This is a genomic window from Vibrio sp. R10-SG3-ISO3 (assembly GCF_059834225.1).
In genome coordinates, this window is record NZ_JCBDHE010000034.1 from 103,008 (window position 1) to 119,242 (window position 16,235).

The window sequence follows — 16,235 nt, forward strand, 5'->3', positions numbered from 1 at the left end:
ATCTCGAGCCGCCCAGCGGCCATCTCGTTTTGGGATCAACGACCACAAGGTTTAGGGATAACATGAAGCCTCTAGCACTCACCCTCAGCGTTCTGTTTGGCGCGGCGGCCACTCTCAGTGTCACCTGCCAACTGTCTAACGCCAGCGAACGTTATCAATCCAACGCGTATCAAGTTCAGTTGCCGATAGAGAAGCAAGCGATCCGGCTCGAGAAGCTCTCCGGTGAATTCCAAGCGTCTGAATACACGAAGATTCTGTCGGATCAGGAAGGCAAAATTACCAATGTCTTGGTCAACGATGGTGCGGTGGTTAAAAAAGGCACGCCGCTGTTTGAATTTAATACCACCTTCGCTCGTTTAGCGGTTCAAGCCGCCCAAGAGGAATACCAACGCGCGCTCGACAATATCCTTGATTTAACGAAATCCGGCGTGACGCGCGGTGAACGACTCGACGGCGCTCGGCAAGCCATTGACGCGACGAGAAAGAATCTGCTTGTCGCCCAAGAAGCGCTCGTCGATACCACCATCGTCGCGCCCTTTTCAGGTAAAGTGGGGCAAATTCTGGTCAGTGCCGGGAACTTCGTCACCAAAGGTCAGGAGTTAACAGAGTTGATCGCCGTCTCTGATGTGGAGCTCCATTTCAGTGCGCCGAATGACGTGCTCTACCCCTACCTAACGACACTGAGTGATCCCGCAGCGCAAACGCCACCGACAGTGTCGGTAAAAAATGCCCACGGCCAATTTATTGATGGCACGCTCAGTTTTGTCGACAGCAAAACCACCGAACAGGCCCAGACACTCTCCGCCTATGCGACCTTTACTAATTCTGATAATCAGTTACTGGTGGGAAGTAAAACCGAGCTCTACCTTAACGCCATAGAACGCCAGGCGACCCTGTTTGTCCCTAAACAGGCGGTGCATACCAAAGAGACCCAAAGCTTTGTCTATGTCCTTGATGGTGATAAGAAAGTGCTAGAAGTGCCGGTCGCGCCGCTGATGGTCAAATCTGAGATCGAGGGCTATCTCGCGGTCACCGGGTTAGAGGCCAACCAGTTTGTCGTCAACGATCCTTACGCGTATGAGCTGGTCGGGCGCAAGATTGAGCCCATTGTGAATCTGGTTGAAGGGCTAAACCAAATCCTTAGCCGCGGATAATCTCGGCAATAGAGTGTCGCAATGTTGAGTCAGCTCTCAACTCTCAGCGACGGGCATACTGGTAGGACCATGCTTATGGTAGCGTTAACACAATGACCACATGGAAGAAATTAGAACACTGCTCTGACCTTTGTATGGATAAAAGAAGTCAACGAAGCGAAAAAACTCGGCAGAATATTATTCAGGCAGCAATGGAGTGCTACCAGGATTTTGGTGTGCAAGGCGCCTCGCTTGAAGCTGTCGCCAAATGCGCAGGCACGTCAAAGCCCACCATCTATGCCCATTACGGCTCGAAAGAGAAGCTCTATCAGAATGTCGTCGAACACATTTTGCACCAAGAGCAAGAGACGCAAAAACTGCCGCCATTTGATCCGACCCGTAGCATTAAATCTCAGCTGTTTGATATTTTCGATCAGCAGTTGGATTTTGTCTTAAGCTGCGAGCGCCGCCGCCTGCTGGTGGCCATCACGATTGAAGCCATGTGTCATGGCAGTTGTCATCTCAACGATCTTGAACAGATCAAAACTTGTCCAATGGAGCATTGGCTGAGCGACGCCATGGCACACAACACACTGCCGCAGCAAAACGCGCGAGAACTGGCGACGAATCTGCTGGCATTAGTGAAAGGTCGCACCTTCTACCCCACATTTCTTGGTATGAATGACGATAATATCGAGCAGCGCCGGGCCAACCTTCACTCCGCGTTGGATTTCTTCCTCCAGACGCAACAAGCACAATAAGAGGCGCAGCAGCGCCCCTTGTTGCTATGTTTATGTGTTTCTGTGTTTATGCGCTTCTCAGTCGCTCAATCTTCTAAGCGATCCGTCCTAAGGATGCCCAATACTACGGCATCCTGCTGACTTCATCACTCTTGGGCCAAGAGCGCCTGCCCATTGGTTTTGATGACCTCTTGATACCAATAGAAGCTCTTTTTGCGCAGGCGCGTCAAGGTACCCGAGCCGTCATCGTGGCGATCGACATAGATATAGCCATAGCGCTTGCTCATCTCTGCAGTAGAGTTCGCGACTAAGTCAATTGGCCCCCAGCTGGTAAAGCCCATTAGCTCGACGCCATCTAATATCGCCTCATGCGCTTGCACCAAATGATCACGTAGATACGCGATACGGTAGTCGTCGATCACCTCACCTTCGTCAGTCACGGTATCACGCGCACCGAGACCATTCTCAACGATAAACAGTGGCTTTTGGTAGCGATCGTGGAGGAAGTTGAGCAGAATGCGCAATCCTTTAGGGTCAATCAACCAGCCCCACTGACTCTTTTCCAGATACGGATTTGGGACACTGTCGACGATATTACCCACCTCTTTTTGTTTCGGATCAGCACTCGCACACCCACTGGCGTAATAACTGAAAGAAATAAAGTCGACACTCGCCGCCGCTAGGGTTTCGATGTCCCCCGCTTCCATCTCGATGGTGATTCCGTTATCACGGAAATAACGCAACATATAACCTGGGTACTTGCCGCGAGTCTGCACATCGCCAAAGAAGAGCCACTTATTGTTCTCATCCATCGCCGCCAAAACGTCATCAGGATTACAGGTGTAAGGGTAGTTAATCGCGCCGAGCAGCATGTTGCCGATTTTCGCGTCAGGGATGATGTCGTGACAGAGCTGCACAGCTTTGGCGTTGGCCACCAGCTGATGGTGGATCGCTTGGTAGATCGCCTGTTCGCTCGCGTCTTCTTGGAGTCCAACCCCAGTAAACGGCGCATGCAACGACATATTGATTTCATTAAAGGTAAGCCAAAGCTTCACTTTCTCCTTATAGCGCGTAAATACGCTGCGCGCATAGCGCTCAAAGAAGGTAATCACTTCTCGGCTACCCCAACCGCCGTAATTTTCCACTAGGGCGTAAGGCATTTCGTAGTGTGAAAGCGTGACAAACGGTGTCATCCCGTGGGCGGCCAATTCGTCAAATAGTCGGTCATAGTAGGCGAGCCCTTCTTCACACGGCTCGGTTTCATCGCCTTGCGGAAAGATACGCGTCCAAGCAATGGATAGACGAAGGCAGTTGAACCCCATCTCCTCAAACAAAGCGATGTCTTCTGGATAACGATGATAAAAATCGATGGCAAGATCTTTGATCCCCTCAGTACGCGCTTCGCGGGTCTGATGTGGGTTTAAGATCCCTTTTGGCAGCATGTCAGCGGTGGAAAGCCCTTTGCCACCAGTGAGGTAAGCGCCCTCTACCTGGTTAGCCGCAATGGCTCCGCCCCAAAGAAAATCGGATGGAAAAGTCATAGTTCATTCTCTTTATTTATGATTTTGACTTGAGTGTACTCGAACCATTAGACACTAAATAAGGTTAGATATTTATCAGGATATTTCCCATTTTTAGGCCAGAGCGCAGCGACAAAAATCGGCAAAATCTGAATGATAGCTCGGTATTTTCAAGCCATTACGAGACCTATCCGACACATCTTTTTCCACAGAAATACTATGCTTATAGAGTAAACAATGACGTAAGAGGGCGTGGTTATGAAATACAAACATATCCTAGTTGCACTAGAGCTGTCTGAAGAGAGTAACGTTCTCATTGAACGCGCCGCGTCTCTCGCTGAGATAGTGGGTGCACAAGTCTCGTTCATCCATATCGATGGCACACATGGGGAAATCTACCCTGATTTGGTCGATATTCAAGCCGATCCTAGCCGTCGACCTTTGAACGAAAACAACAACCAATGGCTAGAGAAGTTTCAAACCGATTCACCTGTCCCGATCAAGCACTTCCTTGTCGGTACCGGCGATCTCAGTGAGAAATTAACGTACACCATTAAAGAACACGGCTTTGATCTGTTGATTTGTGGCCACCATCAGGACTTTTGGAGCAAAATTGTTTCCTACTCCCGCCACCTCATCAATAAGTCACCGATTGATATCCTCGTCGTGCCAATCACAAGCTAACTGAGATAGCCGCCCTAGGCGGCTATCTTTTTTACAGCTCGGTCAAACGACGAATAACGCGATCGGGCTCAACTCCCCACGGATCAAAAGGCACATCCACGCTGCGCTGCAACCAGACGGTTTTAATACCGGCTGATTGCGCACCCAGCACGTCAAACGGATTGCTCGAGACTAAATAGGTGTCGTTGTCTTGGGTGACCGACAGAAGATGCTGATAGACAGATGGGTTGGGCTTAAAGGTTTTGACCTTTTCACAGCTGATTATCTGCGCAAACTCGTCCCGAATGCCCGCGCGGCGCAGCAACGTCTCAACACTGTGTTGTTCACCATTAGAAAAAGCGACCAGCCGATGCCCTTTCGCTACCAGTGAGGCTAGGCTCTCTTTGACATCATCAAAACAGGGTAAGCGAAGATAGAGGTCGAGAAGCTGCGCTTTCTGTTCCGGCGACAAGGTTGTTTGATGGGCGGCGCATGTGTAATCCAGCGCTTGTTCGGTGCAGGTTGAAAACGGCACATACTCGTTCATCAACCCGCGTCGAAACGCGTATTCGAGCTGCTTATTTCGCCAAGTCACACTCATGGCCTGCCCAAGCCCCGGACGCCACGCTTCCAGTTGAGTCGCCACAAAATGTGTGTCAATCAAAGTGCCATAGACATCAAACGCATAAGTCTTCGTCATTGTTGCCGTATCCATTGTGGAGAGTGTCTTACTATCGTAGACAATGGTGAACGAGTGTTCAATAATAGGACACCCATTCTGAACGAAAGAAGCGATTAAGCGAATGACCGACTCGATAACAGAAACCCTCGCCAGTTTCACCTCTATCGAACAGGCATTGGATTATTTTGAGATAGGCTATGACCGCACGTTTATCGAGCAGAATCGTACCGAGTTGGTGAAGCGGTTTGGGGGTAATCTTATTTTACAAAAGCCTGATGATTGGTTTTCAGCGCGACGTGCGCTAAAAAATGCTTATTGTAAAGTACAGCGCAGCAAGCTGGATAAACACACTCGCTCGGCCTGCCGCGGCTGCACATCTTGTGAACGTCGTTAGGCTTCTTGTTCGATATCCTCTTCTTCGAACATAGATGAGCATTTGATTTCAAACTGATTGAACGAGAAGATGCTAGGGCCATGAACGCGCTTAGTGATCACTTTCTCTTCCCCATATTGCACCGTAACATGGGTGAACACCTTACCTTTTACCTCGATGGTGTTGTCTTCGAGTGCAGAGGTCAATTCCGCTTCATTGCCATCACGGGCACGTTTGACTTTCTCAAGGTGTGCGTTGCTCTCTCGTTTGAGCGTTTCTACCTCTTCTTCTTGCTCTGGCGTCCGTTGAGATTTCGGAATTTTTTTCAACTCCAGCTCTTTACGCACCACCGCCATGGTCGCTTCTTGTGCTTGAGTGTATTGTTCTTTGAGCTTGGCTTGGCGCTCTTTATACATCTGAAAGCGCGCAAACGCCTGAACATGTGTCGCGGTGTCGCCTTCCACACCCAGCTCGACGCAGGTGATTTTTCCACCCACCTTGGCACTGCCGCCGCTTAAGGTGCCGTGTTTTTCGCTGCTATCGGCGACAACGAGGTGGCGACCACAGCGAATGGCGTTGTTCATACTGTGGACATTGAGAATAATATCTTGTCCAGCTTGTAACTCACTGAACTGTGCATAATTGGCCTTTATGCTGCCGCCCGACTTCACCACACAGCTCTTTTCTTCGCCTTCAGAGACATTGTGACCAATGATGCCTTTGGCAACTTCAATGTCACCTTGTGCTTGAACATCCGCCGATTCAATAAATCCACCCACCGTGAGTGATCCGGTTGCCCGAACGACCATATCCGATTCAATGTTGCCAAACACCACCACGTTGCCTTTGAATTTAACATGACCCGTCGCCACACCTATGGTCGGTAAGCAGAGTGCATCTTCCACTTCCACGCTGCGCTCTTTGAGCACCGGCATACCGGATACCTCAGCCAGCAATACATTGGGATTGTTGGGATTCACTTTCGTGCCTTTGCCCGCTTTGAGCATGGCATCGTTACCAGGCTTAGGCGGAATCACCTTACCTTGTACTGTCATACCTGGTGTCCCTTTCGTCGCAGGTACACGTTTCATAAGGGGATCATTTGCTGAGACGGTGATGGTCTCGCCTAAGTTGAGCATGTCCACTTTGCCCCCATCTTGATCTGATTCTTTGGGAGCGAGCACTTGTCTAGCAGGGTCTTTGACTAAAGGAACAAACTTGGCGTCTTTGCCTTGGATGGGATTTTTGCCTTTGGCGACAGGTTGAGTGAAGGTTTCACCGGGTTTGAGTTGATGGCTCATCACCAACACTTTTTTCAGTGCGAGCTTATTGATGCCTTTAGTGACATGGGATTGCGCCAAGGCATGCACGATTTGCGGTCCTTTCAGAGGTTGGCCTTTGTAAGCGCCGGTCACCACCATACTGGCCAGCATGTCGTGTTCTGAGAGCACCACTTCCACCGTCGCGTCACGCACTTCAGCGATAGGAAAGCCCACATACGCTTCACTTTTCGCTTCTCGCGCACACTTGATAAAGCGGTTCACCGCCTCTTCCATCAGATAAAAATCACTGGCGCCAATATTGGCTAACGCGGAATCTAATCCACGCGTATCGAAATTTCCATCCACACTGATGTCTGGCAATAGCTTCGCGACCACTCCCTGCTCATCTTCTGACAGAGATACTAACTTGTCCCACATAACTGACCTGCTTAACCCACTTAACCTGTCCAGTCTATTCAATTTGATACTGACACAGTATGGAATGTGTGACAAATTCAGGCATAGGTCACTGAACTTTTGTTGTAGAAACGTCCATCAACGCTATTTACAGTGTAAAGTTTACCAGTTCCGTTTATCGGCCCATCTTATGGTTGAGTGCGCCATCCACTCATTGGGTGGATAATCAGTCGGTCGCGATGCTTCTCTTCAGGCTTCTCTGCGCATCATGCGGAAAGCGGAAAATGGTGCGGCGCGTTTAATGAATAGATCGCGGTCACTTTGCGCCCTTGTTCGCTGTATTGCAGCGAGTCACACAGTTCTGTGGCGAGAACGATACCTCGGCCATAGGTGTGTCCGTCTTGAACTTGCTGGCGTTTTTCGTAGTCAAATCCCTCGCCGTTATGAAGCAAAATCATGGTGACCTTCTCACTGTCAGGCTGATAATCGAGCTCAAGTTTGACCCAGGCACTGTCTTCAAGCTGCTTGAGTTTATCCTCTCGCTGCTGGTAATAGGTAAAAAAGCCGTCGGGGTCATCTTTTACGGAGGAATCAAGCTTGAGCAAACCATGCTCGATGGCATTAGAAAAGAGCTCAGAGGCCACCGAACAAATCAGATCCAGATGTGGGCCACCCGATAACATTCCCTGTAAAAATTGCCTAACTTCGGCCATTACCGACAGGTGGCGCAGCTTATGGCCGTCAAATTGCAGACTGGCATGTATCGGCACTTGACGTCTCTGCTGTTCCACCGTTTGACAAGCCTCTTCTTCCGCGACGGTAATGGGGAAATGCATGGTCAAAATGGATAAATCGTCACGCACCTCTTGATTGCTAAAGGCTTGTACCGCTTCATACAGCGTTGGGATGACCGCGCGCTGACCTGTGAAACAGGCCTCAAGGCGCTTGGCGCCAAACTGTTCATTGTTGGGGCTGGCGGCTTCAATCACGCCATCGGTGTAGCAAACGATCTGCTGATCAGGCTCCAGTTTGTAGTGCATAATGTCGGCTTCAAACTCGTGCGGCTCAAGCACGCCCAACGGCATGTGGCTTGAGACTAAACGGCTGACAATCTCGCCTCCAGGATCGACAATATACCCATCAGGCAAACCACCTCCCCACCAAGAGACTTCAAAGCCATTGGCTCTTACTTCAAACACGCTGGCGGCAAGCATCATTCCCATCGGAAGGAAACGCACCAACACTTCGTTGATTTCGGTAACAATTTCCCCGAGCGGTAATCCTTTCGCCGCCATCGTAAAGAATGCGCGCGTCGCAGGTAGCGCGGAGATCGCCGCCGGTAAGCCGTGTCCTGTGGCGTCAGCGATCATCACATAGACACCACCGTGTGGCCGCTTTGCAAGAACAATTAAATCACCGTTAAAGATGGTTGAGGGGGTCGACAAATAATGGATGCCGTACACATTGCTGACCTGGCGGCTCATCTCTTGAGCGAGATTGGCAAAAATCGACTCGGCAATCGAATAGTCGTACCGTACTTGTTCATGGAACTGGCTCAGTTCATCACGCTGCTGCATCACTTCATTGTGCATTTTGACAATCCGATAGTGCGCTTGCACTTTGGCAATGAGGACATTGCGCTCCACCGGTTTGAGGATAAAGTCATCACCAAAGGCAAGGCAGCGCTCAAAAGAGGCGCGATCATCCAAAGCGGTTAAGAAAATGATCGGAATGTGGACGTTAGGAAAGGCTTCTCTGACTTCTTGCGCGGTAGTGAACCCATCTTTCACCGGCATCATGACATCCAACAAAATCAGATCCGGCATCGAATCCATCTGTTGCATCGCCTCCACCACCCCTTGGCCATTTTCAAACATGGTAATGCGTTCGGTGATATGATCGAGAATAAAGCGACACAGCTCACGGTTGGTGGCGTGGTCATCGATGATCATGACATGCATAGGCAGTCCTTACTCTATCGAGAACTTCTTATCGAAACGGGAAATGGCGAGGATTTTTCGCACCTGTGGCAAGGTGTTAGTGATGCGAATCGCCCCATCGGGCTGCCCGAGATAATTGTGCATGTTTAACAGCATCCCAAGCCCTGCACTGTCGATATAGTCGACTTTGCGTAAATCAATGGTAAACCGATAACTGTGTTTGTCTGTATAGCAGCGCCGAAAATCTTGAACGAGGTTAAACCCAAATGCCCCTTCAATGGTAATGGTCACCTCACGTGAGCCTGAATTCACTGTAGACTTAACCGACATATTGCCCCCTTGGTGGATTAAAACAGCTCAACTTCGCCTTCATCAATGTTTGCTTGCGTTGCCGCCGGTGAACCTCTTTGCTCAACCTGTTCAAGCAATGCGTGCAGTTCACTCGCAAACTCAGCGTCACTGAGGGTGCGTTCTGTCCATGCCAGCGTCAGATCGGCCAGCTGTTGGATAAACGCCACGCTACCTTGCGCGTACTCCCCTTGCTGCGTAATGATGTCAGCAAATTGCAGGGCGCGAATGCCGTTGGCAACCTGAACACTGAGCAGATCACCGCTGTGCTTGATTTTGTGGACTTCTTGTTCAACCGACACATTGAGCTGCTGCACGCCTCGCAACATGTCATCGACTTTTTCTTTCGATTCGATCGCTTCCGTCATATCGATGGAGGCCATCTCTCCAACGGTTTTGTTGGCCTCTTGTACCGTAGCTTGCGCGGTGTTAATTTCGCGCTCAATTTGGTTATTCAGCTCTTCCGCTTTGACCGAAAGGTGTCGTACTTCATCGGCAACGACGGCAAACCCGCGCCCAGCCTCACCCGCTCGCGCCGCTTCAATCGCCGCATTGAGCGCCAGTAGGTTGGTCTGCTCGGATAACCCGCGAACTTGGTTGAGTAACTTAAACACCGAATCGAGCTTGTCTGACATATCGTGAATGCTGTGCACCGCAGAAATACTTTTTTCCGAGACGATCACTAAGGTGTCCACAAAGTGGCGAATAATGGCTTCGGTTTTCGGTAACACTTGGCTGATGTCATGATCGCTGCCGTGATTACCCAGCAAGGTTTCCACCAACTCACTCGTCACTTGGCTCTGCTCTTCCGCCAGCTTTCGCAATTCAAAATAGCTTTCATTTAAGGTGTCTACTGACTCGTCTACCACGCTGCGTTGATGGCTAAGCGGATCCGATAATTGAGGGATAACACGTTGCAAGATGTGCCCCAACGCCGCTTCCCGAGCAAGGTTGGGATCATCGCTCGAGGGGGCCTGTGAAGACGCAGCGCTCTCAGTTGGCATCGGGCGAGGCTTGGCTAAGACAATCCAAGGCACCGCCGCCACGGCGATCATTAAGGCAAGTTGAAGCTGAGACGGCGCATAACTCACCCCCACACCCAACAGCAGCACTTGAATAAGCACCGCGAGCGCGCAGCGTACGCGATGACTCAGTATTCTCTTTTTCTTCATAGGCTCACCAACTGACAAATCTGTTTCGGTATTTTATGCAGCCCGAGAACGTACTCCGCAGCGCCCAAATACACCGCGGCGCCCGGCATGCCCCACACCACTGAGCTCAACTCATCTTGAGCAATGGTCGGCGCGCCTTGCTGCTTCATCTTCAACATGCCTCGCGCACCGTCTTTACCCATACCGGTGAGCAAGATACCAATCGCGTGCTCGCCTAACGTCTCGGCAACGGCATCAAACATGACATCCACAGAGGGTTTGTGGCGATTGATCGCTGGCCTGTCGTCAAGTTCTGCGTATAACTGCCCGCCACGTCGGGTAACGACCAAATGCTTATCGCCGGGGGCTAAATAGGCGCAGCCTGATTTCAGCGCCTCACGAGCCTGGCCAAGTTCTGTCACCTGTATATCCGAGTTCGCGTCGAGCCTGCGCGCAAACGAGGCGGAAAACATCGCGCTAATGTGCTGGGTAATCACTATCGGCGGCAGACCGGCAGGCAAGGTTTTAAGCACCTGATTGACCGCTTCCGTCCCTCCCGTGGAGGCGCCGATGGCAATCAGCTCAATGTGATTGGTTTGGCGTATAGGATCGAGTTTTTGCGCATCAGGCGCCACTGTCTCTCGCCCTACGTTGGCGCCCGCGGCGACTTTGATCTTTTCATTCACCAGCTTTTTGTAATTGACCATCTCGGCGGTGTTTTGCACCGCAGGCTTGGGAAAGTAGTCCACCGCCCCGAGTTCCAGTGCCGCCAGCGTCGGCTCTGCGCCGTGCTGCGTTAACGTGGAGATCATCACCACAGGCATCGGCCGTAAACGCATTAGATTTTTTAAGAACTGAACGCCATTCATTTTTGGCATTTCGATATCCAGGGTCAGCACATCGGGATTGTGTTGTTTGATCAACGCCCGAGCTTGATACGGATCTTCTGCACTGGCGACCACCTCAAGATCCGGATCGCTGTTGATCAACTCAGTCAAGATCGCGCGGAATACCGGCGAATCATCGACCACCAATACTCTGATTTTTTTCATATAAACAGCTCCGCGTCATCGCCATTGTCACGTTCGTGCTCCAACTCATAGGCATAGGTCGATTCTTGTTGATGCACCGTATGCACTTCATTAAAGGGCACCCGTTTCAGCCACACTTTTCCAATCGAGGGATCAAAGAGTATTTTTCTTGGCTCCATTCCCCCAAGATCTTGCGCCACCACATCCAATTGCTCGCGCTCAACATAACTCAGAATAAAACTGACGTTTTTCTCCCCTATCATCGATTCTTTGCCGAGCATTTGCGCCCCACCAAACAGTTTAACCACCAAGCGATGCCGACGCGCACCCAAACCAATCAGTTGATTGATCAACATTTCCATCGCATAACAACCGTAGCGAGAAGCACTCGAATCCAACGCGCTCGGCTGCCAAGATTTGATTTGGCTGCGATTCTCAAAAGGCAGGAGAAAGTGATTCATGCCGCCGATACGTGTGACGGGATCCCACATGCAGGCTGAGATGCATGACCCTAGACCAGTCACAATCAACTCGTCACTCGCCTCACTGCAATAAACGCCGCCGGGGTACACTTTGACAAAGTGCTTTTCTCGGATAGGGTGATAAAACCGACTAACATGACAAGCCCCATTTTGCGGGTCGACGTTCAGGCCGTGGTATGGCGTCATAACCGCTTCCTACTTTTTGACATAAATTGTGTGACCGAGGTGATGAAAGCAATCCACTCCATCAGGTAAGCTCTCCGAGTGGCCTAAAAACAGAACCCCATCAGGGGATAGCTGTTGATAAAAGCGTTTGAGCAATCGCGCCTGCGTTTTTTTGTCGAAATAGATCATCACGTTACGGCAGAATATGACATCAAAGCTCGCTGTAAATGGCCAAGCTTCAAGCAAGTTGAGTGGTGAAAACTGTACGTGATCCATCAGTCGCTGTTTGACTTTGATCTGGCCGCTTTGGCGTCCCACACCTCGAACAAAGTTCCCCTTTAGATAGTGCTTAGGAATAGAGTTGAGTGCCTCATCACTGTAAATGCCAAGTTGCGCCTTCTCGAGTACCGCAGTATCTAGGTCTGTCGCAACAATCACGACTTCGTCCAACTGACCTTTGCGTTCAAATGCCGCAAGTGAAGTGGCAATGCTGTAGGGCTCCTCACCACTAGAGCAGCCCGCGGACCACACCGCGACCTGCTTTTTGCCTTGCTCTTGCCACTGACGACTGAGTACCTGCTCCAAAAATTCAAAATGGTGGTATTCACGGAAAAACGACGTTTTATTGGTCGTCAAACAATTGATGAAAGTGACTCGCTCCTGACGGTCATTCTCAATCAACGGGCGATACTCTCTAAAGCGGCGCAGCCCCAATCGGCGCAACTGACGACTGACGCGGCCATAGACCATAGCGCGCTTCTGATCCGAGAGAAAAATGCCCACGTGTTTATGCATAAACCATTGGATAAAGTGAAAATCTTTATCCGTAAGCTCAAACTCTTGCTCGGGTAGCGTCAATTCCGTGTTCAAAATTCTTCCCATTCGTCGCCTTCCTCTTCCACCTTAAATGCCGTGTTGCTGGCTTTGTTGGTGCGAATCTCTCTGACGTTATTTTCGTTAGGAGCTTTGTTGCTGCGCGAATCAAAACTGGCCACTTTGGCATCGGTCACAAAGAAGTTCATAAGATTGAGCAACTCTTTGCCTTCATCTTTGAGCGATTGACTGGCGGCTGAGGTTTCTTCAACCAGCGACGCATTCTGCTGTGTCATTTCGTCCATCGTCGCGACGGCTCGATTGATCTCATCAATGCCGGTCGATTGCTCCACACTGGAAGAGGCAATCTGTTCAATCAACTGGTTGACCTTCTCCACCGCTTCGACAATTTCACTGAGTGTGTCGCCGGACTCACCCACTAAGCGTGAACCTTCATCGACTTTCTCAACACTGTCTTTGATAAGGCCCTTGATCTCTTTGGCGGCCGCCGCACTGCGCTGCGCTAGATTGCGCACTTCACCCGCGACAACGGCGAAACCGCGCCCTTGCTCGCCAGCGCGCGCCGCTTCCACCGCTGCATTAAGTGCTAACAAGTTGGTTTGAAACGCAATTTCGTCTATTACGCCAATGATGTCGGAAATCTTTTTACTCGCCGAGTTAATGTCAGCCATCGCAGAAACCGCCTGACCAACCACTTGGCCGCCTTTGGTGGCTTTTTTCGTTGCATCCACGGCTAATTCGTTAACGCCTTTCGCGTTGTCGGCATTTTGTTTCACCGTTGCTGTCATCTGTTCCATGCTCGCCGCGGTTTGCTCGAGATTCGCGGCTTGAGCTTCCACTCGTTGACTCAAATCGTTGTTGCCTTCGGCGATCTCTGATGAGGCGGTAGCAACGCGCGCCGAGGATTGCGTGATCTTATCCACCATATCGCGCAAGTTGAGAATCGAGGTATTGACCGAGTGAGACAATCGACCCAGTTCCCCGTTATTGCTCTCGGGCATCGTCGTATTAAGATTCCCTTTCGCCACTTGGCTCATCACATCAATGCACTGCCCTATCGGTGTCACCATAGTGTCGAGTAGGCTATTAATGCCATCCCCCAACTCTTTCATAAAGCCGCTGTACACACTGGTGTCAATCCGCTCTTGCAGCTCACCGGCGATCGCTTTTTGTATCAAAGACTCGACCTGACGCTGCCCATCTTGTTGTTCGGTAATATCCACCCACTGTAAGGCAGGACCGATGTACTTGCCCTGACCATCTTTCATGGCAATACAGGTCAAATTGAACTCTAGTCCTCCGACCGCAATATTAGAGCTAAATGGCAAGCGGTCAGGGTTAGCAATGATGCTCTTTTGATGGGCGGGGTTCTTATGGAATACATCGATGTTACGCCCAACTAAATTGCTGGCATCAAAGCCGGGAAGTGCTTGCCTTAGCTCCGCTTCACGCGATTTGAGTAAAGTGAGCAAAGCCGGGTTGACGTAAGTAATCACCCCTTCCATATCGGCCATCATTAGATTCGTCGTCATGCCCGCCACCGCAGAGGCGAGGCGCCCAATCTCTTCTTCTTTTGCCCGCTCATCGGTGACATCGCGCCACTCTAGCGTATTGCCAATGTAAGCCCCTTGGGCGTCGTGTATAGCAGCGACGTTCAACTCAATCTTCAAATCACCAATGGTGATATCGGTGCTGTAAGGTAAATTGTTCGGATCGGCCAGCATCTTGCGCTGATGTGCGGGGTTTTGATGAAATTCATCAATACAACGCCCCATAAGCCATTCCGCACTTGCGGTAAATCCAGACCATACCGAGCGCAGCGTCGCCTCATGCTGGCGAAATAAAGTCAGCGTCTCTTTGTTGATGTAGGTGATCAAAAAGTCTCGGTCAATCATCACCATGGCGGTTTGCGCTTGGTCAACAGCGGCTTGGAGTCTCGCAATGTCTTGGCTTATCTGCTCAGACTGTGTGACATCAGACCATTCCAAGGTATTACCAACATACTGCCCTTTGGCATCTATGATGGCGCCGACATTGAGTTCAATCCTCACGTCTTTGACCGAAATGGTCGTGGTGTAAGGTAAATTATTGGGATTGGAAAGAAGTTGGCGCTGGTGGCTTGGGTTAGCGTGGAACGCATCAATACAGAACCCGAGTAACTCATCTTCGTTTGCCTTAAAACCCGGCCACATTGATTGAAACAGCGCTTCATGGTGCTTAAGTAGTTCCAGAGACTTCTGATTGAGATAGGTAATCTTGAAATCACGATCAATCATCATCAGCGCGGTTTGCGCCGCATTCAGTGCAGACATGAGTTGCTCTTTGGAAATGCCGCTCTCTTGCTCCACATCCAGCGTAAAGTCTTGAGTCAACGTGTCTTCCGTCGGGGTTGAAAATTGCTGAGCTTGCTCTGCCTTTCTGTTCCAAAATCCCATACCTGTCCCTCTTCTTGCCATGCTCTATTGTTATCAGTGTTTGCTTTAGACCCAGCTCTCATGTTGAGTCAGTTCAGAAAGCTTTTCGACATCCAATAAAGCTTCCATATTCAGTAGGATGAGGTGACCTGCTTGCACCGAAGCGAGCCCCCGAATAAAACGCTGGTCTACCCCCATCGACACTTTAGGTGGTGCCTTGATGGCCTCGTCACTGAGGGGATACACCTCTGACACCGCATCAACCATGATGCCAAACGGGTTGCCTTGACCATCACTCAACACCACGACGACCGTCACTTCGGTCAGCTCGGTTTTGCCCAGACCAAGACGCATTTTGAGGTCAATGATGGGTAAGTACTCACCGCGAATTTCCCACACGCCTTTGAAATAGTCTGGCGAGTTCGGGACTTTGCGCACCGGCGACCAGCCCCGTAGTTCTCGCACATCTAAAATCGGCACGCCGTATTCGTCATCTTGTAGGGTGAAACTCAAAAACTCATGTCGGGTTTCCATTACTTCGCCCTCAAGATTTTGTCCATGTTGAGCAGCTCGTGGATATCAAGCAGGGACATCACCTGCTCGCCCACATTCATCAACCCAACCAAATAGGGTGTCACGGCCGTGTCGCCAACACAGGGGTGAAGGGTTTTGTCGTCTTGCGCCAACACATCGCTGACCGCATCCACCACGACGCCCATCAGGCGCTCACCTTGATCCCCCTCTTCTCGCAATACAATCACAACCGTCGTCGGCAAGTATTGGCATTCACCTAACGAAAATCGTCGTCTTAAATCCGTCACTGGCACGATCATGCCGCGAATATTGATCACGCCACAGACAAATTCCGGGGCGCGAGGTATCGGCGTCGGCTTTTCCCAAACCCGAATCTCTTCGACATCCTTAATCGGCACCGCATACAACTCGTCAGCAAGCAGAAAGCTGAGAAAATCCGCGCTCTGCTCACCAAGCTCTTCGCTGTATTGCCCAGACACTAGCGCCGCGTCATGAGCTAGCGCGTCTGTATCTGGTTGAATGGCGGTCACTTGATTCATGATATCT

16 protein-coding genes are annotated in these 16,235 nt (G+C 50.6%); 4 read left to right on the plus strand and 12 right to left on the minus strand.

What is annotated here, in order from left to right; all coding sequences use genetic code 11:
- Positions 1–62: 62 nt before the first annotated feature.
- Positions 63–1,154: an efflux RND transporter periplasmic adaptor subunit gene (locus AC6R1A_RS08515; protein WP_500630969.1), complete on the plus strand. Its 1,092-nt coding sequence runs from the start codon at positions 63–65 to the stop codon at positions 1,152–1,154.
- Positions 1,155–1,288: 134 nt separating this feature from the next.
- Positions 1,289–1,894: a TetR/AcrR family transcriptional regulator gene (locus AC6R1A_RS08520; protein WP_334568186.1), complete on the plus strand. Its 606-nt coding sequence runs from the start codon at positions 1,289–1,291 to the stop codon at positions 1,892–1,894.
- A gap of 125 nt (positions 1,895–2,019) precedes the next feature.
- Here the strand turns inward: AC6R1A_RS08520 and AC6R1A_RS08525 are convergent, their stop codons facing one another.
- On the minus strand, positions 2,020–3,414 hold the full coding sequence (locus AC6R1A_RS08525) for a glycoside hydrolase family 1 protein (protein ID WP_500630970.1): 1,395 nt from the start codon (positions 3,412–3,414) through the stop codon (positions 2,020–2,022).
- A 237-nt stretch (positions 3,415–3,651) separates the two neighbouring features.
- On the opposite strand from AC6R1A_RS08525, the gene AC6R1A_RS08530 reads away from it, so the two are divergent.
- Positions 3,652–4,077 (plus strand): universal stress protein, encoded by a 426-nt coding sequence (locus AC6R1A_RS08530; protein WP_500633150.1) that lies wholly within the window; start codon positions 3,652–3,654, stop codon positions 4,075–4,077.
- 31 nt (positions 4,078–4,108) lie between these two features.
- Here AC6R1A_RS08530 and AC6R1A_RS08535 read toward each other — a convergent pair whose 3' ends face one another.
- Complete coding sequence (locus AC6R1A_RS08535; RefSeq protein ID WP_500630972.1) at positions 4,109–4,756, minus strand: haloacid dehalogenase type II; 648 nt, start codon at positions 4,754–4,756, stop codon at positions 4,109–4,111.
- A 103-nt stretch (positions 4,757–4,859) separates the two neighbouring features.
- Between AC6R1A_RS08535 and AC6R1A_RS08540 the strand changes: the two genes are divergently transcribed.
- The gene (locus AC6R1A_RS08540; RefSeq protein WP_487902471.1) at positions 4,860–5,132 is read left to right on the plus strand and encodes a nitrogenase-stabilizing/protective protein NifW; all 273 of its coding nucleotides are present in this window, start codon (positions 4,860–4,862) and stop codon (positions 5,130–5,132) included.
- Here the strand turns inward: AC6R1A_RS08540 and AC6R1A_RS08545 are convergent.
- From AC6R1A_RS08545 to AC6R1A_RS08590, 10 genes are all read right to left on the minus strand, one after another.
- Entirely contained in the window at positions 5,129–6,811 is a 1,683-nt protein-coding gene (locus tag AC6R1A_RS08545; RefSeq protein WP_500633151.1) for a flagellar assembly protein A, read from the minus strand. The genes AC6R1A_RS08540 and AC6R1A_RS08545 overlap by 4 nt on opposite strands.
- Before the next feature lie 245 nt (positions 6,812–7,056).
- Positions 7,057–8,751: a SpoIIE family protein phosphatase gene (locus AC6R1A_RS08550; RefSeq protein ID WP_500633152.1), complete on the minus strand. Its 1,695-nt coding sequence runs from the start codon at positions 8,749–8,751 to the stop codon at positions 7,057–7,059.
- Positions 8,752–8,760: 9 nt separating this feature from the next.
- A complete protein-coding gene (locus tag AC6R1A_RS08555) occupies positions 8,761–9,060 on the minus strand; it encodes an STAS domain-containing protein (RefSeq protein WP_334553042.1) in 300 nt (99 codons plus the stop codon).
- A 17-nt stretch (positions 9,061–9,077) separates the two neighbouring features.
- Positions 9,078–10,250, minus strand: a complete 1,173-nt coding sequence (locus AC6R1A_RS08560; RefSeq protein WP_500633153.1) for a methyl-accepting chemotaxis protein — start codon at positions 10,248–10,250, stop codon at positions 9,078–9,080.
- Positions 10,247–11,281, minus strand: a complete 1,035-nt coding sequence (locus AC6R1A_RS08565; protein ID WP_487902467.1) for a protein-glutamate methylesterase/protein-glutamine glutaminase — start codon at positions 11,279–11,281, stop codon at positions 10,247–10,249. Before AC6R1A_RS08565 ends, AC6R1A_RS08560 begins: the two co-directional genes overlap by 4 nt.
- Entirely contained in the window at positions 11,278–11,928 is a 651-nt protein-coding gene (locus AC6R1A_RS08570; protein WP_500633154.1) for a chemotaxis protein CheD, read from the minus strand. Before AC6R1A_RS08570 ends, AC6R1A_RS08565 begins: the two co-directional genes overlap by 4 nt.
- Before the next feature lie 9 nt (positions 11,929–11,937).
- Positions 11,938–12,789: a CheR family methyltransferase gene (locus AC6R1A_RS08575; RefSeq protein WP_500629182.1), complete on the minus strand. Its 852-nt coding sequence runs from the start codon at positions 12,787–12,789 to the stop codon at positions 11,938–11,940.
- The gene (gene aer2 / locus AC6R1A_RS08580; RefSeq protein ID WP_500629183.1) at positions 12,774–15,176 is read right to left on the minus strand and encodes an aerotaxis transducer Aer2; all 2,403 of its coding nucleotides are present in this window, start codon (positions 15,174–15,176) and stop codon (positions 12,774–12,776) included. Before aer2 ends, AC6R1A_RS08575 begins: the two co-directional genes overlap by 16 nt.
- 45 nt (positions 15,177–15,221) lie before the next feature.
- On the minus strand, positions 15,222–15,689 hold the full coding sequence (locus tag AC6R1A_RS08585) for a chemotaxis protein CheW (RefSeq protein WP_500633155.1): 468 nt from the start codon (positions 15,687–15,689) through the stop codon (positions 15,222–15,224).
- A complete protein-coding gene (locus tag AC6R1A_RS08590; RefSeq protein WP_500630980.1) occupies positions 15,689–16,228 on the minus strand; it encodes a chemotaxis protein CheW in 540 nt (179 codons plus the stop codon). Before AC6R1A_RS08590 ends, AC6R1A_RS08585 begins: the two co-directional genes overlap by 1 nt.
- Between the last annotated feature and the right edge of the window lie 7 nt (positions 16,229–16,235).